The organism is Brevibacterium sp. 50QC2O2, assembly GCF_024580675.1.
GTDB lineage: Bacteria > Actinomycetota > Actinomycetes > Actinomycetales > Brevibacteriaceae > Brevibacterium > Brevibacterium moorei.
Genome location: NZ_JANIJZ010000008.1, coordinates 120239 through 147001, shown reverse-complemented (window position 1 = coordinate 147001; position 26763 = coordinate 120239). Strand labels below are relative to the sequence as shown.

24 protein-coding genes are annotated in these 26763 nt (G+C 68.8%); 12 read left to right on the top strand and 12 right to left on the bottom strand.

Annotation, left to right across the window (positions count from 1 at the left end; all coding sequences use genetic code 11):
* Positions 1-216: 216 nt before the first annotated feature.
* A complete protein-coding gene (locus NQ038_RS08565) occupies positions 217-1731 on the bottom strand; it encodes a glutamate--cysteine ligase (RefSeq protein ID WP_257049633.1) in 1515 nt (504 codons plus the stop codon).
* Between the two features lie 119 nt (positions 1732-1850).
* Here NQ038_RS08565 and NQ038_RS08560 point away from each other — a divergent pair, with 119 nt between their 5' ends.
* From NQ038_RS08560 to NQ038_RS08535, 6 genes are all read left to right on the top strand, one after another.
* Positions 1851-3080, top strand: coding sequence for a M20/M25/M40 family metallo-hydrolase (locus tag NQ038_RS08560; protein ID WP_257049631.1), 1230 nt, complete (start codon positions 1851-1853; stop codon positions 3078-3080).
* Between the two features lie 123 nt (positions 3081-3203).
* Positions 3204-4319, top strand: a complete 1116-nt coding sequence (gene menC, locus NQ038_RS08555; RefSeq protein ID WP_257049630.1) for an o-succinylbenzoate synthase — start codon at positions 3204-3206, stop codon at positions 4317-4319.
* A gap of 111 nt (positions 4320-4430) precedes the next feature.
* The gene (locus NQ038_RS08550) at positions 4431-5549 is read left to right on the top strand and encodes a VIT1/CCC1 family protein (protein WP_257049629.1); all 1119 of its coding nucleotides are present in this window, start codon (positions 4431-4433) and stop codon (positions 5547-5549) included.
* A gap of 96 nt (positions 5550-5645) precedes the next feature.
* Entirely contained in the window at positions 5646-6785 is a 1140-nt protein-coding gene (locus tag NQ038_RS08545) for an alpha/beta hydrolase (RefSeq protein WP_257049628.1), read from the top strand.
* A gap of 178 nt (positions 6786-6963) precedes the next feature.
* The gene (locus tag NQ038_RS08540) at positions 6964-7899 is read left to right on the top strand and encodes an aminotransferase class IV (protein ID WP_257049627.1); all 936 of its coding nucleotides are present in this window, start codon (positions 6964-6966) and stop codon (positions 7897-7899) included.
* 52 nt (positions 7900-7951) lie between these two features.
* Positions 7952-8257 (top strand): DUF4235 domain-containing protein, encoded by a 306-nt coding sequence (locus NQ038_RS08535; RefSeq protein WP_257059661.1) that lies wholly within the window; start codon positions 7952-7954, stop codon positions 8255-8257.
* Between the two features lie 79 nt (positions 8258-8336).
* Here the strand turns inward: NQ038_RS08535 and NQ038_RS08530 are convergent, their stop codons facing one another.
* Positions 8337-9275, bottom strand: a complete 939-nt coding sequence (locus NQ038_RS08530; RefSeq protein ID WP_257062409.1) for a type I 3-dehydroquinate dehydratase — start codon at positions 9273-9275, stop codon at positions 8337-8339.
* Positions 9276-9493: 218 nt separating this feature from the next.
* Here NQ038_RS08530 and NQ038_RS08525 point away from each other — a divergent pair, with 218 nt between their 5' ends.
* Positions 9494-10543 (top strand): CPBP family intramembrane glutamic endopeptidase, encoded by a 1050-nt coding sequence (locus NQ038_RS08525; protein WP_257062408.1) that lies wholly within the window; start codon positions 9494-9496, stop codon positions 10541-10543.
* Here the strand turns inward: NQ038_RS08525 and NQ038_RS08520 are convergent.
* From NQ038_RS08520 to NQ038_RS08510, 3 genes are all read right to left on the bottom strand, one after another.
* Complete coding sequence (locus NQ038_RS08520) at positions 10516-11973, bottom strand: Dyp-type peroxidase (RefSeq protein ID WP_257049622.1); 1458 nt, start codon at positions 11971-11973, stop codon at positions 10516-10518. The genes NQ038_RS08525 and NQ038_RS08520 overlap by 28 nt on opposite strands.
* Entirely contained in the window at positions 11963-12547 is a 585-nt protein-coding gene (locus NQ038_RS08515; protein WP_257062407.1) for a copper chaperone PCu(A)C, read from the bottom strand. Before NQ038_RS08515 ends, NQ038_RS08520 begins: the two co-directional genes overlap by 11 nt.
* A 232-nt stretch (positions 12548-12779) precedes the next feature.
* Complete coding sequence (locus NQ038_RS08510) at positions 12780-13442, bottom strand: hypothetical protein (protein ID WP_257062406.1); 663 nt, start codon at positions 13440-13442, stop codon at positions 12780-12782.
* Between the two features lie 532 nt (positions 13443-13974).
* Between NQ038_RS08510 and NQ038_RS08505 the strand changes: the two genes are divergently transcribed.
* The 3 genes from NQ038_RS08505 (at position 13975) to NQ038_RS08495 (ending at position 17214) form a co-directional block, all read left to right on the top strand.
* The gene (locus NQ038_RS08505; protein WP_257062405.1) at positions 13975-15255 is read left to right on the top strand and encodes a glycine betaine/L-proline ABC transporter ATP-binding protein; all 1281 of its coding nucleotides are present in this window, start codon (positions 13975-13977) and stop codon (positions 15253-15255) included.
* Positions 15252-16109, top strand: a complete 858-nt coding sequence (locus NQ038_RS08500; protein ID WP_257049617.1) for a proline/glycine betaine ABC transporter permease — start codon at positions 15252-15254, stop codon at positions 16107-16109. Before NQ038_RS08505 ends, NQ038_RS08500 begins: the two co-directional genes overlap by 4 nt.
* A gap of 79 nt (positions 16110-16188) precedes the next feature.
* The gene (locus tag NQ038_RS08495; protein WP_257049616.1) at positions 16189-17214 is read left to right on the top strand and encodes a glycine betaine ABC transporter substrate-binding protein; all 1026 of its coding nucleotides are present in this window, start codon (positions 16189-16191) and stop codon (positions 17212-17214) included.
* Positions 17215-17300: 86 nt separating this feature from the next.
* On the opposite strand, the gene NQ038_RS08490 is transcribed toward NQ038_RS08495, so the two are convergent.
* Positions 17301-17849, bottom strand: a complete 549-nt coding sequence (locus NQ038_RS08490; RefSeq protein ID WP_257062404.1) for a cysteine hydrolase — start codon at positions 17847-17849, stop codon at positions 17301-17303.
* Positions 17850-17892: 43 nt separating this feature from the next.
* Here NQ038_RS08490 and NQ038_RS08485 point away from each other — a divergent pair, with 43 nt between their 5' ends.
* Both NQ038_RS08485 and NQ038_RS08480 read left to right on the top strand, forming a co-directional pair.
* Complete coding sequence (locus NQ038_RS08485; protein ID WP_257049614.1) at positions 17893-19020, top strand: magnesium and cobalt transport protein CorA; 1128 nt, start codon at positions 17893-17895, stop codon at positions 19018-19020.
* A 43-nt stretch (positions 19021-19063) separates the two neighbouring features.
* Entirely contained in the window at positions 19064-19864 is an 801-nt protein-coding gene (locus NQ038_RS08480; RefSeq protein WP_257059642.1) for an HpcH/HpaI aldolase/citrate lyase family protein, read from the top strand.
* Between the two features lie 6 nt (positions 19865-19870).
* Here the strand turns inward: NQ038_RS08480 and mnhG are convergent, their stop codons facing one another.
* From mnhG to NQ038_RS08450, 6 genes are read right to left on the bottom strand one after another with little or no spacing between them, the layout of a single operon-like run.
* Complete coding sequence (gene mnhG, locus NQ038_RS08475; RefSeq protein ID WP_257049612.1) at positions 19871-20281, bottom strand: monovalent cation/H(+) antiporter subunit G; 411 nt, start codon at positions 20279-20281, stop codon at positions 19871-19873.
* A complete protein-coding gene (locus NQ038_RS08470; protein WP_257049610.1) occupies positions 20278-20652 on the bottom strand; it encodes a monovalent cation/H+ antiporter complex subunit F in 375 nt (124 codons plus the stop codon). Before NQ038_RS08470 ends, mnhG begins: the two co-directional genes overlap by 4 nt.
* Complete coding sequence (locus tag NQ038_RS08465) at positions 20649-21335, bottom strand: Na+/H+ antiporter subunit E (RefSeq protein ID WP_257049609.1); 687 nt, start codon at positions 21333-21335, stop codon at positions 20649-20651. Before NQ038_RS08465 ends, NQ038_RS08470 begins: the two co-directional genes overlap by 4 nt.
* Complete coding sequence (locus tag NQ038_RS08460; protein WP_257049608.1) at positions 21332-23173, bottom strand: Na+/H+ antiporter subunit D; 1842 nt, start codon at positions 23171-23173, stop codon at positions 21332-21334. Before NQ038_RS08460 ends, NQ038_RS08465 begins: the two co-directional genes overlap by 4 nt.
* Complete coding sequence (locus NQ038_RS08455) at positions 23170-23760, bottom strand: Na(+)/H(+) antiporter subunit C (protein WP_257049607.1); 591 nt, start codon at positions 23758-23760, stop codon at positions 23170-23172. Before NQ038_RS08455 ends, NQ038_RS08460 begins: the two co-directional genes overlap by 4 nt.
* The gene (locus tag NQ038_RS08450) at positions 23757-26723 is read right to left on the bottom strand and encodes a Na+/H+ antiporter subunit A (RefSeq protein WP_257049606.1); all 2967 of its coding nucleotides are present in this window, start codon (positions 26721-26723) and stop codon (positions 23757-23759) included. The genes NQ038_RS08455 and NQ038_RS08450 overlap by 4 nt, the downstream gene beginning before the upstream one ends.
* Positions 26724-26763: the final 40 nt, after the last annotated feature.

Genomic DNA, 26763 nt, shown 5'->3' with positions numbered 1-26763 from the left:
GCTCGATTATGTTCACTGCCGCCGGGATTTCCGGCCCCGCGAACCCGCTGGGCTGTCCTGGCGACAAGAGAAAACATTACACGACCCGCAACCCGGCCGCAACCCGAACCAGAGTGATCCGTGCTACTCCCCGGCACCTCGGCGGACGGCAGCGGACCCGCCGACGCCCGGACCGCGAACAGCCGGCCCGCACGTCCCTCCGGCCCCGCACACTCCTCAGGCGCGCACCGGCCAGGTATGCACGGGATCCCCCGTCGCCTGGTTCTCCAGGTACAGCTCCATCACCCGGGCCAGGGCCTCGGCGCGTTCCGGGCTGCCCGGTGTCGTGACCCGCGGCTTCAAACCGTTGAGCGTGCGCAGCTGCCAGGCCGCGCCGTTCTGCCGATTGTTCGCCCTGGCATCCATGATCCCCATGTACTTCTCGATCAGCCGTGGGGCCACGCCCAACTTCTCCAACCCCTTTCGAGCCTGCGGGATCAGCCGCTGCCGGGCCAGCTCGGCCACATCCACCCTGCCCAGGGTCGGCCAGTCGACCCTGGCGTAGAGGCCGGAGCGCGCCGCGGACTCGAAGTTGCGCTGCGCCTCCGGGAAGCGCAGGCGCGACCACACGGGCCGGTTCTGTTCCGAGAGGTGCTTGACCAGGCCGTAGTAGAAGGCGGCGTCGGCGACCATGTCATCGACGGTGGGACCTGCCGGCAGTAGCCGGTTCTCCACCCGCAGGTGGGCGTCATCCGTGCCGTCCCCTGGAGAGTAGATGGGCCGGTTCCACCGCCACACGGTCCCATTGTGCAGGTTCAAATAGTGCAGGCTGGGCGCATTGCCCTTCATCTCCGGGGTCCCCGCATCCTCCCGCGATTCCGGCAACAGCGCGGGGAAGTACCTGACGTTCTCCTCGAACAGGTCGAACACACTGGTGATCCAGCGTTCCCCGAACCACACCCTGGGTCGCACCCCCTGGGCCACCAGTTCCGGAGTGCGCGTGTCGATGGCCTGCGCAAAGACCGGGATACGGCTCTCATGCCACAGTTTGCGGCCCAGGAACAGCGGCGAATTGGCCGCCAGTGCCACCTGCACCGCGGCGATCGCCTGCGAGGCGTTCCACGCCACCGCGAACGAGGTGGGCGCCACCTGCAGGTGCAATTGCATAGAGGTGCAGGCAGCCTCGGGTGCCACATCGGCGAAGTCCCCGCGGAAGTATTCGCGGTCCTGCACATCGACGTGGACCAGTTCCCCACGAGCGTCCAGGATGGCATTCGACAGGGCCGCGTAGCGGTTCTCCTGCGTCATCCAGCCCTCACCGCCCAGGAACTCCGGTGTCAGGGTCGGCAGGGTTCCGATCATCCCCAGCCGCGAATCCGAGGACCTGCAGGCCGCATCGGCGGCGGCGACCCGAGCGCGCAGACCGTTCGCCAGGTCTTCGAGCCCGTTGCCCTCGACCGAGAGCACCGGATGGTTCATCTCGAAGTTGAACGCGCCGATCTCGGTTTGGAAGTCCCCCGCGTATTCCGGGGCGTCGCGCGCCAGGGCGGCCAACACCTCGGGGTTGCGGGCCGCCGGCGCCAACTTCCGGTCCATGATGTTGAGCTCGAGCTCCATGCCGATCGTGCCGTGGGACATGAAGTCCGCATCCTGCAGATAGCCGTCGAAGGTCTCGAGGTCGGCGTTGAGCCGCTTGCGGTAGCTGGTGCGCTGCTGCGGAGTGTACCGCCGCGCGGATACTGCTTCACCCATGGGCTTACGAAACCACACCCACCGGCTGCACACAAGTGGGTCCCTGCATAGGATGAGTAGGAGACGTATCACAGCCTCCCGCTGATCCGAACAAGACGATCCGAACAAAGGAAGTTCCAGTGCCGGCACCGATCGACATCCCCGCCCTCCTCCCAACATTGACCACCCTGGCAGAGGCCAAGCTGCCCCAGATGCTGGGCGACATCGAACGACTCATCACCATCGAGACGCCGTCCGAGGACAAGGAGGCGGTGGCCGCCGGTGCACGCGTGACCGCCGATATCGTCCAGCAGCGCCTGGGCGCCCGCCCCGCCGAGGTGATCGTCGAGGGCACACCCCACCTCGTCCTGCGCTTCGGCGCGGAATCGGCCGGCGAGCGCCCCGCCGACTACCAGCCGCGCGTCGTGCTGGTCGACCACCAGGACACCGTGTGGCCGCACGGCACCCTGGAGCGCAAGCCCTTCCAGGTGGCGGACGGCGTGCTCACCGGCCCCGGCTCCTTCGATATGCTCACCGGCGATGTCATGGCGTTCACAGCCGTGCAGCTGCTGCAGGAGGCCGTGGCGGCAGCCGGCGGCGATCCGCAGGCGGCCCTGGCGGGCCTGACCGTGCTGGTCACCGGCGACGAGGAGATCGGCTCGCCCACCAGCGCCGGCCTGATCCAGGACGAGGCGCGCGGCGCCAGGGCCGCCTATGTGATGGAGGCCTCTGGCACCGGTTCGACGGGCCCTGGTGCGCTCAAGGTCGAGCGCAAGGGCACCTCGATGTACGTCGTCGAGGTCCACGGCCGGGCCTCGCACGCCGGTCTCGAGCCGGAGAAGGGCATCAACGCCGGTCTCGAGCTGGCGTCCCTGCTCCAGCAGGTCGCGACCTTCGGCGACGCCGGGCTGGGCACGAGCGTCACCCCGACCCGCCTGTCCGGCGGCACCACGACGAACACCGTGCCGGCCTATGCGCAGTTCGATGTGGACGTGCGCGCGAAGACCGTCGCAGAGCAGGAGCGCGTGGACGCCGCCATCCGGGCGCTTACCCCGCAGCACGCCGAGGCGAAGATCGTCATCCGCGGTGGCATCAACCGGCCGCCGCTGGAGCGCGCAATGGCCCAGGGCCTGTTCGACCGGGCCCTGGCGCTCTCTGAGTCCCTGGGGATCGAGGCGCCCGAGGGCATCGAGGTCGGTGGCGCCTCGGACGGGAACTTCACCGCCGGGATCGGCGTGCCCACCCTGGACGGGTTGGGAGCCGTCGGCGACGGAGCGCACGCCGAACACGAACACGCGCTGGTCGACTACATCGCCCCGCGCACAGCCCTGCTGGCCGCACTCATCGCAGACCAGCTCTGGGCCGACTGAACCCTGCCCGGGCACATCCGGCCGGGCACATCCGGCCGGGCACATCCGGCCGAATCCCGGCCGGACCCACAGATCACACATTGTTCGAAACGAATCAAAGAGAACTAGCGAGAACAAGAGAAGATGAAACTCACCGGACTCAAGCTCCACCGCATCGCGCTGCCCCTGGTCGCGCCCTTCACCACCTCGTTCAGCACCCAGACGGTCAAGGACACCTTCCTGCTGGAGGCCGCCTTCGAGGGTGAGAACGGCCCCGTCACCGGCTGGGGCGAGTCGGTCGCGATGACCGATCCGCTGTACTCCCCGGAATACGTCGACGGTTCGATCGACGTCATCACCAAGTGGCTGGCCCCGCTGCTGCGCGACGCCGAGGACCTCACAGCCGAAACGGTCGCCTGGCACCTGCGCCACATCATCGGCCACCCGATGTCCAAGGCCGCCATGGAGATGGCCGTGCTCGAGGCCCAGCTCAAGGACCGCAACCTGTCCTTCCGCGACTACCTGGGCGGGGTCGAGACCTCGGTGCCCTCCGGCGTGTCCGTGGGCATCCAGGATTCGATCCCCGATCTGCTCAAGGTGATCGGCGGCTACTTGGAGGAGGGCTACGCCCGCATCAAGCTGAAGATCAAGCCGGGCAAGGACATCGAGCCCGTCGCCGCCGTGCGCAAGGAGTTCGGCGATGACTTCCTGTTCCAGGTCGACGCGAACGCCGCGTACACCCTGGTCGACTCGGCCCGTCTGCGCCGGCTCGACGAGTACGGCCTGCTGCTGATCGAACAGCCCCTGGGTGAAGCCGATATCCGCCAGCACGCGGAACTGGCCAAGCGCATGTCCACCCCCATGTGCCTCGACGAATCGATCGTCTCCGCCGAGGCAGCCGCCGACGCCATCGCGCTGGGCGCCTGCGACATCATCAACATCAAGCCCGGCCGCGTGGGCGGCTACCTGGAGGCCCGCAAGATCCACGATCTGGCCAAGGCCGCGGGCATCGCCGTGTGGCACGGCGGAATGCTGGAGACCGGCCTGGGCCGTGCGGCCAACGCCGCCCTGGCGACCCTGCCCGGCTTCACCCTGCCCGGCGACATCTCCGGGTCCAACCGCTTCTACGCCGAGGACATCACCGAGGAGATCGTCATGCACGACGGCCGCGTGGACGTGCCGACCGGCCCCGGATTCGGCGTCACCGTCGACCCTGCGAAGCTGGAGAAGTACACGGTGAACACCATCACGGTGTTCTGAGCCGAAACATCGTGTTCTGAGCCGAAACGGCTTTTCTTTGATTCCTCTAAGTCCGGCCTCCAGCACATCTAATAGGCGCGGCGTCCGCATCCCGGTATGGTGGATCGCGATATGGACACCTCATCCGCCGACTCGCCCGATACCGCCGGTCCCGTCGCCACAGATCCGGAACTCATCGCCAGATGGCAGCGCTACCTGGCCAATGAACGTGCCGAGGAGCAGGTCTACCGGCGCTTGGCCGCGAAGAAGAAGTCGGGCGAGGACTTCGAGATCCTCACCGCCCTGGCCGATGCCGAGCGCCGCCACCAGGACCATTGGATCAAGCTGCTGGGCCCGCATGCGCAGGGCCGCCGCCGGGCCTCGTTCGACATTCTGCTGCTGAGCTGGCTGGCCCGCATGTTCGGTTCCATCTTCGTCCTGGCCCTGGCCCAGGGCTCCGAGTCCCGCTCCCCCTATGCCACCGATGCGCATGCGACGCCGGCGATGGCCGCCGACGAACAGGTCCATTCCGAGGTCGTGCGCGCCCTGGCGGGCAAGGCCCGCGCCCGCATCTCCGGGAACTTCCGCGCCGCGGTGTTCGGCGCCAACGACGGTCTGGTGTCGAATCTGGCCCTGGTGCTGGGGGTGGGTGCCGCAGGTGTCGGCACCCACGTCGTCCTGCTCACCGGTGTCTCCGGCCTGCTGGCCGGGGCGATGTCGATGGCCGCCGGCGAGTTCATCTCCATGCGCTCCCAGCGCGAACTGCTCGACGCCGGCCACCCCGACCCGCATTCGACCGAGGCCCTGGCCAGCCTCGATGTGGATGCCAATGAGCTGGCCCTGGTCTTCCGGGCCCGCGGGATGGAGTCGGCGGCCGCCGAACTCGCCGCACAGACGGCCATCGGCAAATCGCGCAGCCACCGCCGCGTGACCTTCCTGCCGCGGAATCTGGAAGTCGAATCCTATGAGGAGCTGGGCCGTGCGCTGCCCGCGGCCGCCGCGTCCTTCTGCTTCTTCGCCTCGGGCGCCCTGGTGCCGATCCTGCCGTACATCCTCGGCATGTCGGGACTGCCGGCCGTCGCCCTGGCCACGGGACTGGTGGGGCTGGCCCTGCTGTTCACCGGCGGCGTCACCGGGGTGCTCTCCGGCAAGGCGCCGCTGCCCAGAGCGCTGCGGCAGCTGGCCGTGGGCTATGGAGCCGCGGCCGTGACCTACGTGCTGGGCCTGGCCTTCGGCGCCACAGCCGGCTAGGGCCTCGCGCATAATCTACCCCCAGTCCCATAACACCCCTGTCTTCAACGGTGATATGGGACTGGGGGTACAAAATGCGGGGGCTACCCTGAAGACATGACACAGCCCGCCGTCGATCCGGACTTCACGGATCCCGCATACGATGCCACAGTCGGTACCCTGAGCCCGGCCACCCGCGACTATCTGGCGCAGGTGGCCCAGCGCTTCCCCACCCCCGTCGAGGACCTGAGCCTGGCCCAGGCCCGTGAGAATTCCCAGAACGCGCGCTGGCGGCAACGCGAGCCCGAGGCCGTGGCGGCGGTGGTGCACCGCTTCCACTCCGCACCCACCGCCGACCTGCCGGTGCGCCTGTACTATCCGGCCCCCGCACCCGCGGCGGAGGCCGAGGCCACTACGGCCAGCACTGATTGCTCCGGTGAGAGCACCGGCGGCCGCACTGCGCTGCTCTACCTGCCCGGTGGCGGCTGGACGCAGGGCACCTCGACTCTCAGCGATGTGATGGCCAGGCGCATCGCGAACCGCTCCGGCGCGGTGGTCGTCACCCTGACCTATCAGAAGGCCCCGGAGCACCCTTTCCCCACCGCTCTGGCCGATGTGCTCAGCACTTTCGACTGGTTGGTCGCAGGTGCCGAGGAGTTCGGCATCGACCCACAGCGGATCGTCATCGGCGGTGATTCCGCCGGTGGGAACCTGGCCGCCGCGGCCTGCCTGGCCCTGCGCGACGCGGCCAGGGTCGCCGGTGCGCCGGATGCCGCCGCCACACCGGAACTGCTGATCCCAACCCTGGCCGGCGATCTGGGGTTCCGACCGGCGGGCACCGCGGTCCCCGCCGCCCAGCTGCTGATCTACCCCGCCGTGGATCCGGCGATGAACACACGATCCTATGAGCTCTTCGCCACCGGCCATGGTCTGACGGCCTCCCGGATGGTGTTCTACTGGAACAACTACATCGCCGCGGTCCCCGGTGCCACTGTCAACCCGCTGGTCGCGCCGGCGCGGGCGGCCGACCTGAGCGACCTGCCCACCGCGCTGGTCGTAACCGCCGGCTGCGATGTGCTCCGCGATGAGGGACGGGCCTATGCCGTGGCCCTGCGTGCGGCTGGGAACACCGCCGAGCACTGGGAGTACGCGGGTACGCCCCACGACTTCATCTACGCCGACGGGAAGCTCGCCGCATCGGCCGATCTGGTGGACCGGCTGGGCCACGAGCTACAGCGCTTCGCCGGTGACAGGTAGCCTGGCGGGCCTGCTGAACTAGCCTGGCGAGCCGCTGAACCGAGGGCCGTCTGAACCGGGGCCGGCGGCGGGACCGGGTAGGGCCTCGTGCCCGGTCCCGCCGCGACTGCCGGACCCGCGCGCGGTCACAGTGTGGGCCCGATGATCGCCCGTAACATAACGATGGTTTAATCGTGGCATGAGCGCTCAACCGAACACAGTGATCTCCCGTCCCGACGGCTTGCCGGCAGTCAACTCCCTGGCCCTCATCGACCAGGCCGCCGGCACCTTCGAACTGGCCGATCCGCACACCGCCCACCTGTTGGTCGACGATCTGGCCCCGCACCGCGGCGACGGCATCTTCGAGACGGTCCTCGTCACCCTCGATGCGGCGGGGTCCGTCACCGTGCACTCGCGCGAACCGCACTTCACCCGATTCCAGGCCTCGGCCGAGATGCTCGAACTGCCCGAACCCGATCAGGCGCTGTTCGATCGGGCGCTGGAGGCCGTGATGGCCGCGTTCATCTCCGATAATCCGGGGATCACCGGGTTCAGCGTCCGCTACGCCATGACCCGCGGGGTCGAGGGCACCTCGGGCAAGCCCACCGCCTGGGCGCTGACCATTCCGATCGACCCCAAGTACAACAAGCAGCGCGAGGCGGGCATCCGGGTGCTCACCCTGGACCGCGGCTACGAGGCCTACTTCGGCCAGAAGGCACCCTGGCAGCTGATCGGTGCGAAGACCCTGTCGTACGCGACCAATCAGGCCGCCGGACGCTATGTGCACGCCAACGACGCCGACGAGGCCCTGTTCGTCTCGCACGACGGCCTGGCCCTGGAGGGCCCGACCTGCAACCTCATCGTCAAGCGCGGGAACACCCTGTCCACCCCGGAGCCGCGCGCCGGCCTGCTGCACGGCACCACCCAGCGGGTGGTGTTCCGCGGGGCCGAGGCCGCCGGCTACACGGTGGAGTACGCGGACATCCCCGCCTCCGAACTCAAGACCGCCGACGCCCTGTGGATGGTCTCCAGCGTGCGCACCGCCGTGCCGATCAAGTCCGTCGACGGTGCGCCGATCCCGGTCGACGAGCCCCTGACCCAGCAGCTCATCGACTGGGTCCTGCAGGGCGAATGACGCGCGCCGCGATAGGCTGACAGCAACATCGTTACCGACGTTGAGGAGCATGATGAACAACGGCAAGCTCATGTGGCAGATCGCAGGGGTCGGCGGCGCCGCCCTGGCCGGCATCGCCGCCAAGCAGGTTCTGTCCTTCGCCTGGAAGAAGTCCACGGGCCGTCCCGCGCCCAAGAACGCCGCGAGCGCGGATTCCGGGCTGGCCGAGGCCATCGCCTGGACCGTGATCTCCGGCGTGGGTGTGGCCGTGGTCCAGCTGGTCATCCAGCGCTATGCGGCCAATGCGGTGCGCACGAAGTTCGGCGAGGAGGCCCTGCCGAAGAACCTGCGCAGCGCAGTCGAGGACCTCAAGGCCTGAGATAGCGGAAGCCCGATGGTCCGCCGCGGTCCCCGAACGGGGATCGCGGCGGACCTTTTTCGTCTCAGTCCCTTGCGTCTCAGTCCTGCAGGCCCTGAGCGGCGAAGATCGCTCGCAGCTGCTGCACTCCCAGCTGTCCGGGTGCCGAGGCCCGCTCCAGGGAGGCGAAGCTCGCGGCAGAGCCGAACTCCCCGGCCGTGCGCGTGATCTGGCCCAGCCGGCCCATCGCGATCGCGATGACGGGGATCGACAGCGACCCCGATGCCGCTGGGGACTCCGGGGCCGCTGCCCGCACGGGTGCCCCGCTCCGGTCGGGGTTCGGGCCAGGGGCCAGGCGTCCAGTCGCCCGGGCCGTCACCTCGAGCACGCGCAGCACATCCTGCAGAGTGTGCGGCAGCACCGCGAATTTCGCCACCGCTGCGCCGGAGTGCTCCATCGCCCGCAGCAGCTCGGAGAGGAACTGCGCATCCGGCGTCGACTCGAAGTCGTGGAAGGACGCCACCGCCGCAACTCCGCGGTCAGCGGCCGCCTGCAGCAGCCCGGCGGCGGGAGCGCGGTGGAACTCCACGTCCACGGCGCACAGGCCGGCACCGAACTCCGGTCCTGCCCCCGTCCGATGCTCCGGGACCACCCGCAGGCCATGTGTCGGGGTGGGTGTTGCCTGCTCGATCAGCCCCATCACCGCAGTGTCGTAGACCGGGTCCGGGACCGGCACGGGACCGCCCTCGGCTCCGGTGCGGATCGTGGCCAGCACCGGCAGACCGGTGGACTCGAACACGCGCAGACAGGCCGCGCGTTCGATCGCGAAGGCGGCCTCGGCCCCGGACTGTCCGGCCGCCCAGCGCTGGAAGACCGCGAGCGCGTCCACCCGCCATTCGAGCACGTCGATGCCGCTGCCCGGTGTCAGGCCCGAGACCAGCCCGGTCAGCGCCTCGGCGTCACCGGCCTCCAGCGGCACGATGATCTGCGGGTGGAGGTGGGCGGGTGCGAAGGACAGTGGCTTCGTAGGCTGCAGCATGCCTCCCACCCTACTGTTGGCCCCGCACCGACTCGCGCACAGAGTTCCACTACGCCCCAAAACGTCGATGTATCGACATTTCAGCCCGAATTTCGACAATTCAGGACGTAGTGGAACTTCTGGATAGGGTGGAGGACATGAGCTACCCGCTGCGCCCATCGCGTTCGCCGTCTCCGCAGCCGGTGCTAGGTCCCGTTTCGGCCAGGCGACCGGGGCGCATGCAGCCCTTACCCGGCACCGTCGCGTACCACCGGATGGGGCGGGCCCAGCGCAATCATCGCTGGTGGCGGCCCCTGCTGGCGCTGGTGACGGCGGCTGGACTCTACCTCGTGTTCATCCTGCTCATCACGTTCTGGGGTGTGGCCGTGCCCCTGGTGTTGGCCGGCGTCGCGCGGTCCGTGGTCACCGGTTCCACCGTGCCCGACCCGGACGCCGGGCAGAACCCCTTCGGTCCCGGCGCCCCGGGATCGGCGGGGACGGACACCCTGCCCGGCTGGCTGACCGCCGATCCGACGTTCACGGATATGGGCAATCCCGTGACCTTCGTGGCGGCGATCGTGTCCATCATTCCGATGCTGCCGGCCGTCTGGCTGGCCACCTGGCTGGTGTGGCGGCGCCCGCCCGGCACCCTGTCCTCGGTGTTCGGCCGGTTGCGCTGGGCTTGGTTGGGCAGGGCCATCGGCTGGGCGGCCCTGGTAATCGTGCCGGTGCTGGTCCTCCAACTGGGCTTCGATGCGCAGTTCGCGCCCGAGGGCCCCGGCGCCACCGGAGGCGGCACGGACGGGGACACCGCGTCCGCCGGCGGGGCGGGCCTGGGCCGCGCCCTGCTCATGATCGTGCTGACCCTGCTCCTGGTGCCGGTGCAGTCGGCCACCGAGGAATACGTGTTCCGCGGCTTCCTGAGCCAGCTGGTCGGTTCCTGGCTGAAACATCCGGCCTGGGCGATCCTGCTGCCGCTGCCTCTGTTCGTCTTCGGGCACCTCTACGACTGGACGGGGCTGGCCGATGTCGCCGTGTTCGCGGTGGTCGCCGGCTGGCTGTGCTACCGCACAGGAGGGCTGGAGGCCGCCATCGCCGTGCACATCGTGAACAATGTCAGCGTCTTCCTCCTCGGCGCGGTGGGACTGGCCGACCTCAATGCCGCCGGCCAGTCCCTGCCGGGCCTGCTGGTGTCCGCCGGCATGACGGTGGGCACCGGCGCGCTTCTGGCCTGGCGCGCGCCCAAGCTGCCCGCGCCCGCTCAGCCGAACAGGGTGCTGCCCACGTAGTCGCCCGCGCCGGCGGCCCCGGGCGGAATCGCCCAGACCGTGGAACCGATCGGGGTGGTCCACTGGTTGAGCAGGTCGACTTCGCCCAGCCGTCGTTGAATCGGCAGGAACTGCCGGGTCACATCGGCTTGGAAGGACGCGAACATCAGGCCAGTGCGATCGAACTCGATGTCCTGGACGCGTTTCTCATCCGCGGTCTCGGCTCCGACCGAGCGCGGCACGTGCACGGGTTCGTCCATCACGTCCTGATAGGCGTAGACGCGGCGGAAGATCTGCTCGGCCGGATCCGACTCATTGCGGCTGCGCGCCACGTGGCTCGACGGCGATATCACCGTGAACCCCACCGAGTCGGTGGCCCCCAGATCGGGCACATCGTGTTCCTCCCGACCGGTCAGCGGCGCGCCGTTCGACAGTCTACGGCCGACCGAGAACTCGCGGGCCGGTCCGTCGGCCTCGTCCCAGGTGGCCATGTTCATCGCGATATCGCGCAGCACCAGGGTCGTCCCGCCGTGCAACCACTTCGGCAGTCCGGCGCCGAGGTCCGCCGGCGGTTGGCCGCGCGGCCCCCAGTCGACTCCCTCGGCACCGCCGGAGGACTCACCCCAGACCAAGCGGTCGAAGGCGGGGGTCCCCGGTACCGGATTCGCGGTCCCATCGACCTGGCCGAAGGGGTTGCGGATCGTGGTGCCCGCCGGATCCGTGCCGTAGGCGCGGCGCGAGGCCGCCTGGGTCCAGGCGATCCGGGCGAAGGAGCGGGCATCCTTGAGCAGCATCCGCACCGCGTGGGAGAGGGTCAGCGGGTCCTCGCAGCAGACCTGCAGGAGCAGATCCCCGCGGCTCAGCGACTTCTGCAGACGGTCGACCGGGAAGGCGGGCAGCGGGGCCAACCACGCGGGCCTGGCCCGCGGGCCAGCCAGGGAGACGAGCCCGGGGCCGAAGCCGAAGGTGATGCTCAGCCGGGCGGGCCGGCCGGCGAGTTCCGGTTCGCTGTCGGCCAGTGGCGCCCGGCCGGCCATCAGGGCGGCCGCGTCATCGCTGAGCAGGCGCAGCATCCGCACCGCGTCCGCGGCCCCGACTCCACGGCGCAGATCCAGCGCCACGAATCGGGCGTGGGCCTGCGGTGGGGTCTCGACGCCGGGCTGGTGGCGGCCGTAGAACGCAACGGTCTGCCCGCCGGAGGCGCCCGCGGTGTCCAGGGTGGCCCCGGCCGGCCCACCGGCTGTGGCACTCCCCCATGCGCGGCCGCCTGCCACACCGCCACCGGCGCCCACGACCAGGCCGGCGGCCGCCCCGGCGGCGGTGCCGGTGAGCACCCGCCGCCGGTTCGGACCCCGGGATTCCCGCTGGTCCGCAGCGTCCGTGACATCCGCAGCACGCGTGACCCCTGCGGTGTCCGGGACCCCGGAGGGGTTCGGTGCGTCAGTGGTCATGGCCGGAGGATTCGTCCATGTCGTAGTTCTCCTTGGCGCCCGTATAGTCCTTGGCGGTCGCGGCGAAGGTGACGGAGCCGGTGTCGGTGGTGGCTGCGACCGTGATCTGTTCGCCCGGTTGGATGTCCCCGGTCAGCTTCATCAGCATGATGTGGTCGCCACCTGGCTTGAGTTCGTAGTCGCCGTGCGCCGGCACCGTGAAGCCGGCCTTCTTCTCCTGCATCTTCGACGAGCCCCCGCCATCGACGACTGTTTCGTGCAGCTGCACCATGCCCGCGACCGGGGTCTTGGCCGACCGCACGACGATCGGCGCGTCCGTGTGGTTCGTCAGGGTGCCGAATACCGCAGTCATCTCGCCCTTTTTCGCGGTCTTCACCCAGGCCCGGTCCAGGCTCAGTCCGGTCTGGGCGGCCGCGGAGGCGTCCCCGGCTGCGGCCGATGTGGGGCTCTGGGACCCGGTGGACCCGGCCGACGCGCCGGAGCAGGCCGCCAGCCCGAGCGCCAGAACGGCACCTGTCAGGGCGGTGGTGGTGCGCAGCAGCGCGCGGCGTGCCGTGATGTGGTTCCTCTGCATTGTTCTTCTCTGTTCCTTGTCCTCGAAATGGGTGCGCACCCGCACTGGGACGTGCGTGAGCCGGGCCGACGCGATTGGCGCGAGCCGGCGGAGGCGGGGTGCACGGAATACGGCGCACTGGCGCCGCGGGGCCAGGGCACGGAAGTGTCCCCGGCGGTGCCGGGGCCTCGGCCGGCCCGCTCCGGGCGCAGTCGCGCCACGGGCAGAGCCGGGAATGGTGCCCCGGCGGATTTCAGAGGAGGGGAATGGGTGGACCGCGCAGCAGTGCGGGGGTATGTGCGATCCGCAGTGCTGGCACCGGCACGTCCCGCAGAGCGGGCAGGCGGCCCGGGCTGACGGGGATCGGACGGAAGAACTCCAAGAGGGCCCAGGCCAGCCGGGCCGTCAGGCGCACCAGCCCCAGAAGGGCGTCCTCGCCGCATTTGAGCACGAGGACGGTGAGCACCAGGGCCAGGCCGTGGGCGGTGAGCATCGCGGGGCCCAGCAGATCGGCATGAGCGCTCACCGCCCCGGTCCCGCCGGCTGTGTGATGGGCCGCGCTGTGCGCCAGGTGCCGGACGTGTTCGGCCTCCAACCGGGCGTGGCCGGCGTGGGAACCGATTCCAGTCCCGGCGATCCCGGCCCCGCCGAGCACGATCGGCGCCGCGGACAGGATCGACAGCAGTCCGTGCACGGCCACCTGGGCGAAGGCCACGATGGCGCTCAGCGCCCAGACGCCCAACCTGCGACCGGCCAGCAGGGAACCGATCCACAGCGTGCCGATGAACGCGACGACGACGGCCAGCACACTCGATGCCCCATGGGCACCCGTGTGCAGGGCCAGGGCGACGGAGGTCGCCAGGAGCGCTGCGAACAGGGCACGGGCCATCCGCCAGGGGGCGTGGGCTGATTCCACGTGCGCACTCCCTTCGCTACCGTCTACACCGATGAGGCGGTTCCGTGCCGGCCACGGACACCTGCGCCAGGGCCGCACGCGCGGCCGTGCCGGAATCCGGCACCGCATACTACCGCCAGTAGAAGAGCTTAGCCGACCGACGCCCGGCAGCCGCACGATGGCCACATGGCGGTGGTTGCGGGCGCCGCCGTCCGAGCGCGGGTCCGGCCCACCGCAGATCACCGCACATCTGTCAAATATAACGATACGATAACGGTGGCCCGTGACCCACGCACCCCCCGTGTTTACTGGCGATGCAAGGGCCCATGCCGTTTTCCGCCGCCTGGGAAACATCCGCGAAAACCCTCGAAAAACAAGGAACCCGACTACAGTGGAAGGGTCAACGGACTTTTATGGGACCGGTTCGAGCGCAGCCATACGCTGCCGCGAACCCAGTACCGGCGCGGGCAAGGAAGACACGAGTCGGCAAGCCGCCCTCACAAGGACGGTTACCTTGGCCGCGGCAGCCCCCTGCCGACGGAAAGGAGACCCGATGCCGATCGTCAAAGCATCGCACGTCTACAAGGTCTTCGGAAAGCGAGAACACGAGGTCATCAAGCGCCTCGAAGCCGGCGAGGACCGTTCGGAACTCGCAGGCCTGGGAACGGCCGCCGTCATCGACGCCAATTTCGAAGTCGAACGCGGCGAGATCTTCGTCGTCATGGGCTTGTCCGGTTCGGGCAAGTCGACCCTGCTGCGCACCATCAACGGACTCGGCAAGGCCACCTCGGGCAGCATCGAGATCAACGGCAACGAGATCGCGCAGATGAACAACAAGGAGATCCGCGCGATCCGCGCCAAGCACATCTCCATGGTGTTCCAGCACTTCGCCCTGATGCCGCACCGCACCGTGCGCGAGAACGCCGCCTACGCCCTGGAGATCCAGGGCGTGCCCAAGACGGAGCGCCTGGAACGCGCGAACACCTGGCTGCAGACCGTCGGCCTGGCGGGCTGGGAGGACACGTACCCCCACGAGCTCTCCGGCGGTATGCAGCAGCGCGTGGGCCTGGCCAGGGCACTGGCCGCGGAGACCGAGATCCTCTTGATGGACGAGGCGTTCTCCGCCCTCGACCCGCTGATCCGCAGGGAAATGCAGGACCAGCTGATCGAACTCCAGCAGCAGCTGGGCAAGACCATCATCTTCATCACCCACGACCTCAACGAGGCCATGTACCTGGGTGATCGGATCGCCGTCATGCGCGATGGCCGGATCGTCCAGATCGGCACCGCCGAGGACATCCTGACCAATCCGGCAGACGAGTACATCGCGAACTTCGTCCAGGACGTCGACCGAGCCAGGGTGCTCACCGCATCGACCGTGATGCGCCAGATCGACGACACCGTGATGTCCGGCGCCGGGCCCCGCGTGGCGATGCGCGCCATGGAGTCCAACGGCTGGAACATCCTGCTGGTCACCGACCGCGAGCGCAAGCTGCTGGGCTACGTGACCGACCGCGCGGTCGTCAACGCGGCCCGCGCCGGCGAGCGCACGATCGAGGGGATCGTGGAGACCGAGGGAATTCTGACCGTCGGCCCCGATACCCCGGTCTCCGAACTGTTCGCCCCCAGTTCCGCTTCCCGCGTGCCGTTGTGCGTGGTGGCCGAGGACGGACGCTTCCTGGGCATCGTTCCGCGCGTCAACCTGCTCAACTCGATGGCGCAGGTCAGTCCCACCACCGGGGAGATCCCCGCGGTGCAGACGCTCGAGCAGCAACCCGGCGATGAGCGCCGAGACGATGAACGCGAAGGCGAAGCGACCAAGGAGGCAGAATGAATCTCAATCCGCTGAGCCCCCGCATCCCGCTGGGCGAGTGGGCCGATAAGTTCCTCACCTGGTTCCAGGACGTCTTCGGCTGGCTGCTGGACTTCATCTCCACCGTGCTGACCGGTATGTACACCGGCCTGGAACTGGTGTTCGCCTCCCCGTCCTTCCTCATCATGACGGTCATCCTGGCCGTCATCGCCTGGCTGTGCGCGGGCTGGAAGGTCGGCCTGGTCACCCTCATCGGGTTCTACCTGGTGCGCGCGTTCAACCAGTGGGAGAACGCGATGGAGTCACTGGCCCTGGTGCTGGTGGCCGTCATCATCGCGCTCATCATCGCCCTGCCCGTGGGCGTCTGGGCCGCGAAGTCCAAGACCGTCTCCGCGATCGTGCGACCGGTCCTCGACTTCATGCAGTCGATGCCCGCGCTGGCCTACCTGGTGCCGGCCATCGTGATGTTCTCCGTCGGCACCGTCCCCGGTGCGATCGCGACCATCATCTTCGCCCTGCCGCCCGGCGTGCGCTTCACCGAGCTGGCGATCCGCCAGGTCGACGGCGAGGTCGTCGAGGCCGCCCAGGCCTTCGGCGCTGGTCCCTCGCACATCCTGTTCCGCGTCCAGCTGCCCCTGGCCCTGCCGACCATCATGGCCGGTATCAACCAGGTCATCATGTTGGCCCTGTCCATGGTCGTGCTGGCCGGCATGGCCGGCGCCGATGGCCTCGGCGGCGCGATCATCGAGGCGATCAGCTCCGTGAACGTGGCACTGGGCGTCGAAGCCGGCGTCTCCGTCGTCGCCCTGGCGATCTTCCTCGACCGCGTCACCGCGGGCCTGGGCCGCAAGGGCAACCGGGTCGCAGCGGCCTGATTCGCAAACCATCCCCGGCGCGTCCGGACCCGCGCCGGCCGCGCCGGGGGAAACGTACCCATAAGAAAGAAGGGTCATCATGAAAACCATCAAGAAGACCAAGGGCCTGGCCCGCATCGGCGGCATCGCAGCCGCCGCCGCGTTGCTGCTCAGCGGCTGCGGCGCTTCGAACTCCACCGACGATTCGGCGGCCGGCGGCTCCGACGAGGGCGCCACCGCCGATCAGAACTGGGCCGACTGCATCCCCGGCACGGACGCCAAGGACACCAGCTCGATGGATGCCGATGGCAAGAAGGACATCAAGATCGCGGCCTTCAACGGCTGGGACGAATCCTTCGCGGTGAGCCACCTGCTCAAGAACAACCTGGAGAAGAAGGGCTACAAGGTCTCCATCAAGGCCTTCGACGCCGCTCCCGGTTATGTGGGCGTCGCCAACGGCGACTACGACTTCCTGGTCGACGGCTGGCTGCCGCTGACCCACGCCGACTACGTTAAGAAGTACGGCGACAAGCTCGACGCGCAGGGCTGCTGGTACAACAACGCCAAGCTGACCCTGGCCGTCAACAAGGACTCGAAGGCCAAGACCATCGAGGACCTCAAGACGATGGGCGGGGACTACGACAACACCCTCTACGGAATCGAAGCCGGTGCCGGCCTGACCAAGGCCACCAAGCAGGCGATCAAGGACTACGGCCTGGACAACATCAACTTCAAGCCCTCGTCCACGCCCGCCATGCTCACGCAGCTGAAGAAGGCCACGGATGCCAAGAAGGACGTCGCCGTGACCCTGTGGCGCCCGCACTGGGCCTACGATCAGTTCCCCGTGCGCGACCTCGAGGACCCCAAGGGCTCGATGGGCAAGGCCGAGGTACTCTACAACTTCTCGAACAAGGAGTTCACCGGTTCAAATCCGCAGGTCGCCCAGCTGCTGAAGAACCTGGTGCTCGACGACGATCACCTGGGCTCGCTGGAGAACGACATCCAGAAGGCCGGCGATGACAAGATCGACGATGCCGTGGCCAAGTGGGTCGACGGCAACGGCGACTGGGTCAGCAAGTGGGAGAAGGGCGAGCTCAAGGGCGAGGCCAACTCCGCGACCAAGTGATCGAAGTGATCGACGGGGTCGAACCCCGCGGGTTCGAACGGGGAGGGGCCGGGTTCCGCTGCTGCGGAGCCCGGCCCCTCCCCGTCTTACATCCGCAGCCAGGTGTCGGCGCTGTCGGCGATCCGCGCTCCTGCGCCCGCCGCCGTCTCCAGCCACTGCACTTCGGCGCCGTCGGCGCTGACCAGGGCGTCCGCGAGCACCGTCGCCTCGAATCCCAGGACCAGCGCTGCCATCACCGTGTGTTCCACCGCGCGGGACTGGTCGACCCCGCCGATCACGACCCGGTCGATATTCATCGCCTGCAGGCCGGTGGCCAGGTCCTCGACCCCGTCGAACACATCGGGGACCTCCGAGGCCAGGACCAGATCGTCCGCGGTCGGCTGCACCGGGGCCGGTTTGCCGGCCCACTCGGCGGCCTTCCTGACCGCCGCGGCCGCCGCCCCGCCCGGCGCGTTGGCGCCCGCCGAATCCACGGCCTCGGCGTCCTCGTCCGGGGCCTCATAAGCCGGCTGGTGGGCCGGCGCCGTTGCGAAGACCACCACGCCATCGGCCACACGGGCCCGTGACAGGATCTGCTCCAGGGGCTTGAGGGGGGCCTGCGGCAGGTGGGTATTGACCAAGACGAGTGCATCCATGCACCTAGCGTCTCATAGGCCGTGGGCGTGAAAGGATGAGGGCATGGCACAAGCGATGGACGACGACTCGGCACCGCATCTGCAGGGCCTGGTCTTTACCGCCGACGGGTCCTGCACGGAACTCGATACGCTGACCGCGGCCCTCGCCGCCCGCCGCACCGCAAGCGCCCCGGGCGGCACCGGCAATCTCATCTGGATCGACATCGACCGGCCCACGGATGATGAGCTGAGCGCGCTGCAGGCGGCCTTCGGGCTGCACCCCCTGGCCGTCGAGGACGCCCGTGAGGGCAATCAGAGGATGAAGTTCGAGCGCTACGGCCAGACCAGTCTGCTGGCCCTGCGCCCTGCCGCGATGTCCGAGGCCCCCGCACGTCCCGCGCACCCCGACGCTCCCGGCGACGAGGTGCCGGGCGAGGACGAGTCCCTGCTGATCGGCGAGCTCGAGATCTTCGTGGGCGCCGGCTTCGTCATCTCGGCCCACCGCTCGGGTTCGCCCCTGGCCGCGGCACGCGAGTTCTCCCGGATCCGCGAACTCCTGCGCTCCTCCCCCGCCCTCAAACGCCTGGACGCCTCCACCGGGGCGGACCGCGCACACGGCGAGCTGGTCGTCGCATACACCCTGCTCCACCTCATGATCGACCGGGTCGTCGACCTCTACACCCCCGTCCTGGAATCCTTCGAGGAGACCGCCGACGATCTGGAGGTGCAGATCTTCAAGGGCACTCCGGTGCGCTCCCAGGAGATCTACGCGGTCTCACGCGGAATCCTCGACCTCGACCGGGTCGTGAAGTCCCTGCCGCAGCTCATGGTGCACCTGCGGGCATTCGCCGCCGATACCGGGCTGCCGGACGAGCTGCTGCGCAATCTGCGCGATGTCGCCGACCACGTCGGGTCCAATCAGGACCGCCTGGGCCGCCTGCGCTCGATACTCAGCGAGATCTTCTCCATCAACTCCACCCTGGTCGCCGAACGCCAGGGCGATCAGTCGAAGCGGATCTCGGCCTGGGCCGGCATCTTCTTCTTCCCCAGTCTGGTCGCAGGCATCTACGGGATGAACTTCGTCTTGATGCCCGAACTCGACTGGAAACTGGGCTATCCGGCGGCGCTGGGGCTGATGGCTGTCGGCTGTATCGTCATCTACTGGATCTCCAAACACAACGACTGGCTGTGAGATGCGCGGCACACGGCGGGCGGTTTCACGATAGGTTGGTTCCATGACGACGAAGACGTTCCATCAGCAGATCGGTTCCGGCGAGCTCTCGCTGGGCACGTTCATCCTCGAGTTCATGACCACCGGGGTCGGTGCGTTGACCGCACGGGCCGGCGCGGACTGGGTCCTGTACGACCTCGAGCACTCGGGCTATACCCTTGACAGCGCGCGGGCCGCGATAGCGGTCTCCCGGCGCGAGGACATCGCTACCTTCGTGCGCGTGGCCGGCACCGCCCAGCACCTCGTGTCCACGGCCCTGGACGCCGGAGCCGAGGGCATCATGGTCCCGTATGTGAATTCCGCGGAACAGGCCGAGCGGATCGGCACCTGGCTGCACTACCCGGGTTGGCTCGGCGACGGGAACACATCGGCGGGAGTGCGCGGCTCCGCCTTCGGCGTCGCCCACGACCTCTACGCCCCTGGACTGCCCGCGGACAAGCAGGCGGCTGCGAACGAGTCCGTGGTCTTCCTGCCGCAGATCGAAACGCCCGAGGCCGTCGACGCGGCCGCCGATATCGCAGCACTCGAGGCCGTGACCGTGCCCTTCATCGGACCGATGGACCTGAGCACGAACCTGGGCGCGCCGGGCGATTGGCAGAATCCCCGGTTCCGCGGAGCCCTGGACACGGTCGCCCAGGCCTGCCGTGACGCGGGCAAGGCCGCCGGCATCTTCTCCACCGGCCCTGAGCTGACCGAGCTGGCACTGCAGGCGGGCTTCACAGTGATCTCGCTGTCGGCCGACGCCGCTGTCTATTCGGCGGCTCTGGGCCAGGGGCTGGCCGACATCCGACGCGCCGCCGTCTGAGGTCTCTCAGGCGTCCTCGGCCGCCTTCGCCTGTTTGGCGGCCTCAGCGCGGCGGGCGGATTCACGGGCCTCTGCGTGGGTGATGGCCTCGGCCAGCTCATCGCGGTAGAGCATCGAGCGGCGCAGCTGCTTGGTCCGGTAGCCCGCGCGCCCGATCATGTGCACCGCCAGCGGGCTGGTCAGCATCTGGATGCCCATGACCAGGGCCGCGGTCGTCAGCGTCTGCCAATTGGGGTGGGCCACCACGATCGCCACCAGGATCAGGAACAGCCCCAGCACCTGTGGCTTGGACGAGGCGTGCATCCGGGAGAGCAGATCGGGGAACCGCACCAGGCCGACCGCGGCCGCCAGGGAAAGCACCGCGCAGCCGAGCACGCAGACGGCCACCACGATCTGGGCGTAGAGCGGAATGGTCATCGGGCCTCCTCCTGATCCGTGGCGGCCGGTCCGGCCGCTGCTGCGGGCGGTTGTGTGGGTGCGACCGGTGGCAGCGGGTACTCGTTGAGCGTGGCGCCGCGGGAGACATAGCGCGATACGGAAACCGTGCCGATGAAGCTGAAGGCGGCGATGCACATCATGACGATGAGCAGGTCCCAGTGGCCGGTGAACACGATGAAGCAGCCGATCCCGCACAGCAGCACGCCCAACAGCACATCGGTGCCGATCATCCGGTCGAGGATGCCGGGGCCGCGGATGATCTTGACGACGGCCACCACGGCGGCCACCCCGAACAACGGCAATGCCACGGCCACGACGATCCACAGCAGAGGTGTCAACGTCAGCGTCATCGCCGGCCCCCTTTCGTGTTCACAGTCTCGGCCGCCTCGCGCCTGGCCCGCGCCGCGCGCATCCGGGCCAGGTTCTTCTTCCCGATGACCGGAGGCAGGCCGCGCTCCTCGCGCCAGGCGTTGAGGACGGTCAGGTCGCGCACCGAACCCATCATCATGATGACGAGGCGTTCGATCGTATAGGCGTCCGCGCGCGCCTTCTCCACCAGTTCGTCGGTGTTCGCGCCCAGGGTGTGGATGTAGAGCACGCCGTGCACGCGGTCGACCTCGGTCACGAACGATCCGGGGATCACCCCGTTGACCAGGGAGATCACCGTCATCAGCAGATCGGAGCGGGTGTTGAGGTCCACGGCCACGATGCTCCCGGGAGCGACCCGTCTGGGCCCCAGCGCGGTCCAGGCGACGTGGATCGAGGCGCCCACCACGTTGACCAGCAGCCAGAGCAGGAAGTAGCCGGCCCAGATGACGTTGAAACGCCCGGAGAGCTCGACCGCGGGCAGATAGAAGACCCTGATCACGCCCAGGGCCACGAGGATCCCGGTGAGCACGGTGAGGACCGTCAGACTGTCCCACAGCAGGACCCAGACGACCGTCAGGATCGCAATGCCCAGAATCTGCACGGACAGTGGGCGCAGTCCTGGCAGACGATTGTCGCGGCGCTTGCGGCCGGCTTTCCCATTCATCGGGCACCACCTCCCAGAACTGCCTGCACATAGGTTCCCGCGTCGCTCAGCGCGGCTGCCGCGTCCTGCGCGAAATCCCACAGCGGACCGGCACACACCGTCAGCGCTACGCTGACGGCCACCATCGCGACGGTGGGCCACAGCATCGAGCGCGGCACGCGGGGCAGTGCCGCATCGGCCGAGGCGAGTGCCTCGGCACTCAGGGCGTTCGACTGGGCGTCCCTGGCCTCGGCGGCCTCTTCGGCTTGGAGTTCGGCGGCGGGCAGTTCCTGGCCCGTCGCCGTGAGCACGGTATCCGTGCTCTGCCCGCCAACGGCCTCGGAGACCCGGTCCGCGGCTTCGGCAGCCGCGGTGGCGGAGTCGTCCGCGGCCGGGGCACCGGGGGCTGCGGCAGCGGGCACCGGCTCCCCCGACGCCTCCGCCCCGACCCGGGGCTGCGCACTCGTTGCGGCCGGTCCCCGGCCGGTGTGGGCGGCGTACTGGGCGACCAGACCCGGCGTGGGCTCCTCGACCTGCGCCGGCTCCCGCCAGAACGCGAAGTTCCAGGTGCGGGCCACCACGTAGAGCGTCAGCAGGCTGGTCAGGGTGCCGGCGGCGATCACCGTGAAGTCCAGCCAGGTGCCGTCGGCGAAGCCCGCACGGAACAGCGCGACCTTGCCGATGAACCCGGAGAACGGCGGGATACCGGCGAGGTTGAGGCCGGGGATGAGGAACAGCAGCGCCACCACCGGGGTGAGTCTGGCCAGCCCGCCGAGCCTCCGGGTCGAGGTGGTGCCGGCCCACTGCTCGACCAGGCCGACGGCCAGGAACAGCGCCGTCTGCACGATGATGTGGTGGGCTGTGTAGAAGATCGCCGCGGCCAGGCCCTGCTGCGTCCCCACCGCCACGCCGAACAGCAGATAGCCGATGTGGCTGACGAGGGTGAAGGAGAGCATGCGCTTGATCTCGGTCTGCGCGATCGCACCCAGGATGCCCACCAGCATGGTCAGCCCCGCGATGATGAGCAGGGGCACGCGCAGGCTGTCGGCGGGGAACAGCACGGTCTCCGTGCGGATGATCGCATAGATCCCGACCTTGGTCAGCAACCCTGCGAACACCGCGGTGACCGGGGCGGGCGCCGTCGGGTAGGAGTCCGGCAGCCAGAACGACAGCGGGAACACCGCGGCCTTGATGCCGAATCCCAGCAACAGCGCCACGTGCAGGATCAGCTGGATGTCCAGGGGCAGATCGGCCAGGCGCTGCGAGAGCTGGGCCATGTTCACGGTTCCGGTGGCGGCGTAGACCAGCCCGATGGCGGTCAGGAAGATCAGCGAGGAGACCAGCGAGACGACGATGTAGGTCGCGCCCACATTGATCCGCGCCGGGGTCGAACCCAGGGTCAGCAGCACATAGGAGGCCGCCAGCAGGATCTCGAAGCCCACGTACAGGTTGAACAGATCGCCGGCGATGAAGGCGTTGGAGACGCCGGCGCACAGAATCAGATAGGCGGGGTTGAACACACTCAGCGGGGTGTCCTCGCTGGTGTCGGCCATGTCCTGGCCCAGGGCGTAGAGCAACACCAGCAGGGTCACGATGGTGGACACGACCAGCATCAACACGCTCAGTCTGTCCGCGACCAGGGCGATGCCGAACGGCAGCTCCCAGCCGCCGACGGCCACCACTTGGATGCCGGAGTCGGTGATCGCGAACGCCAGCACCAGTTCGATGGCCAGGGAGATGCACAGGGTCGCCACCGTGACGGCGTTCTGGATCTTGACCTTCCCGGCCAGCAGCAGGGTCAGACCGGCGCCCAGCAGCGGCAGGACGACGGGCAGTGGGACGAGCAGGGCGGGGTTCACGAGCGCTCACCCCCGGCGGGTCGGTCCGGCGAGGCAGCGGGGCGCTGCGCGTCCGGGGCCGAGGCGCCCGTCGGGACCGACTCCCCCGCCGCGGCCTCGCGTCCGGCCCGCGGGCCGTCGTCGTCGAGGTCGAGGGCACCGGCGACGGGCGCCTCGGCCTCATCGCCGAATTCCGTATCGTCCTGGTCCACTCCCTCACTGGCCTCGGCCGCGACCTGTTTCGAATCGCGTTCCAGGCTGACCCGCAGATCGGCCATATCGTCCTCCAGGTTCTCGTGGCGCAACAGGCGCCACGAGCGGTAGATGAGTGCCAACAGGAAACCGGTCATCGCGAAGGTGATGACGATCGCGGTGAGCACCAGCGCATGCGGCAGCGGGTCGTTCATCCCATCCGTCGACAGGTTCTGCCCATCGGTGATCGGTGGACGGCCGGGAGCCCCCGCGGTGAGCACGATGAGCATGTTCGCGCCGTTTCCGAACAGCAGGAAGCCCAGCAGCACGCGGGTCAGCGACCGGTCCAGCATGAGGTAGACACCGGTGGCGAATAGCACGCCCATGGTCAGGAGCATGATGAAGCTGGTGCTCACAGGCTGCCTCCCTTCTCCGTGTCGTCCACGTCGAAATCGTCGATCCGGCCCAGCAGGGCGGGTATCCGCCGCCGGGCGCCGGCGCCGATGCCGGTGGTGGCAAGCGATTCCGCCAGGCGCGCCTCGTCCTGTTCCTGATGGACGTCGACCTCTACGCCGATCGCGCGCAGGATGTCGATCATCAGGCCGATGACCACAAGGTAGACGCCGATGTCGAAGATCGTCGAGGTGCCGAACGACAGGTGCCCCAGGATCGGCACATCGGCCTGCCAGTACGCCGATTCCAGGATCGCGTCGCCCCAGAGCATGCCGCCCAGGGCCGTCAGGCCCGTGGTCAGCATGCCGGCGCCCATCAGGATGCCCGCGTCGATGCGCACGGCCTCGGCCAGTTCGAAACGGCCTCCGGCCAAGTACCGGGCGATCAGCGCGAGGCCGGCGACCAGGCCGGCGGCGAACCCGCCGCCGGGCAGGTTGTGCCCGGCGAACAGCAGGTAGACGCTGAACACCAACATGAGGTGGAAGATCAGGCGCACCACGACTTCCAGGATGATCGAGCGATTGCCCGGCGCCAGGGTCCGGCCGGCCAGCAGCCAGGCGTTGCGGCGCACGTCCTGGCTCGGCGTCGGTTCGGCCACCGTCGCGATCCGGGCGACCCCGTGGGGCCGGCGGGTGGACATCCGCTCCAGGGTTCCCTCGCGGGACCGCACGAAGATCAGGCTGGAGATGCCGATGGCCGCGACCACTACGACGGACAGCTCGCCCATCGTGTCCCAGGCGCGCATATCGACCAGGGCGACGTTGACGATGTTCTTGCCGTGGCCGCCCTCGTACGCCAGTTCTCCCCACTTCTGCGAGATGGGGGTGGCACTGCGGGCGCCCATGGCCACCGCGGTGAGCACCATGGCCAGAACACCGAAGGCCGCGCCGATGAGCAGCCGGATGGCGGGTGTGGCACGTGACCCGGGCGAGCCGATCCGCCGCGGCAGCCGGCGCAGCACCAGCACGAAGACCACCAGGGTGATCGATTCGACCAGCACCTGGGTCAGGGCCAGGTCGGGGGCTCCCTGGAAGGCGAAGAAGGCGACCATGCCGTAGCCGGTGATGCCGACGATGACCACTGCGGCGAAGCGCTTCTGGGCGACACACGCGGCGATCGCCGCCGGGATCATCACGGCAGCCAGCAGCACCTGCTGCCAGGAATCGGCCACCCTGATGGACTCGGGCCAGGTGTCGTTGGCCAGCAGGGTCACCCCCAGGGCGCCCAGGGCCACCAGGTAGATGACTGCCTGGTAGAAGGGCAGCGAACCGCGCTGGGTGCGGGCGGTGACGAATGCGGCGAAGTCCTCCAGCAGTTCGATGGTACGGCGGTAGCCGCGGGTGAAGTTCCACTCGCCGGCGGCCGCGGACTGGAAGACCGCAACCTGTTTGGAGAACACGCACAGGGCCACGCCCAGGGCGATCGTCAGGGCCGAGAGCCCGAGTGCCGGTTCGATCCCGTGCCACAGCGCCAGGTGGTAGTCCGAGTGGACGACCGTGGCGAACAGGGCCTCGAACGGTGCGGGGTTCAGGCCCAGCACCACGATGGCCACGGCCAGGATCAGCGGGGCGGTCAACAGCAGGGCGCCGGGATGGGCCGGTGCGATCCGGGCCACCCCCGGTTTGACGGCGAAGGCACCGGTCACGAAGCGCCAGGCATAGGCCAGGGTGAGCACGGAGCCGGCGACCAGGCCGATGAGCGCCATGATCGACTCCTTGGTTCCCGTGCTCAACAGGGTGGAGTACAGCGCCTCCTTGGCGATGAAGCCGTAAAGCAGCGGGATGCCGGCCATCGAGGCCGCGGCGATGACGGTGGCCACGGTCAGGGTGGGGCAGGCGCGGCCGAAGCCGGAGAGTTTGCGGATATCACGGGTGCCGGCGTGGTGGTCGATGATGCCGGTGGCCAGGAACAGCACGCACTTGAACAGGGAGTGGCTCAGCAGCATGGCCAGGGCGGCCTTCGTGGTGTCCGGGGTGCCGAAGGCGGAGATGACGGTCAGGATGCCCAGCTGGGACACCGTGCCGTAGGCCAGGATGCTCTTGAGGTCGAACTGTTTGAGGGCCTGATAGCCGCCGACGAGCACCGTGGTCACGCCCAGGATCAGCAGCAGGGGCAGCCAGCCGGGGGTCTCGGCGAATCCGGGGGCCAGGCGCAGCACCAGGTAGATGCCTGCTTTGACCATGGCGGCCGCGTGCAGATAGGCGCTCACGGGGGTGGGGGCGGCCATGGCGCCGGGCAGCCAGAAGTGGAAGGGAAGCAGCGCGGATTTCGAAACCGCGCCGATGAGGATGAGGACGATGGCGGTGATGATGACGCCGGGTGGCCCGTGCACCGTCAGCCCGGGATAGCCCAGGGACACGATCGTGGAGATCCGCCCGGTGCCTGCCACCGTCTGCAGGATGATCATGCCGATGAGCATCGCCAGACCGCCGGCGGTGGTGATGAGCAGGGCCTGCAGGGCGGCGCGGCGGGCGGCTCGCCTGGCCGCATTGTGGCCGACCAGCAGATAGGAGAACACCGTGGTGCCCTCCCAGAAGATGAACATGGTCAGCAGTTCATCTGCGAGCACCAGTCCGTACATCATTCCGGCGAAGGCGGTGAACTTGGCCGCGAAGTTCCCCAGGGTGGGGTCGCCGCGCTCGAAGTAGCGCATACAGTAGACGAACACCAGGGCGCCGACCCCGGTGACCAACAGACTCATGAGCCAGGACAGGGCGTCCATCCGCAGCACCAGGGACATGCCCAGAGCGGGGAGCCAGTGCACGTCCTGCGTCCGGGGAGTCTGGCCGGGCACCGACAGCACCGAATAGACGAACGCTCCGGCGGGCACCAGCGCCAGCAGACCGAAGGCGTTGCGTCCCAGGAGCTTGAACAACCAGGGCGCGATGAGTGCGGCTACGAAGAATGCACAGATAAAAGCGCCCACGAGTTCGACTTCCTGTCGGGACGGTTGAGAACGAAACCAT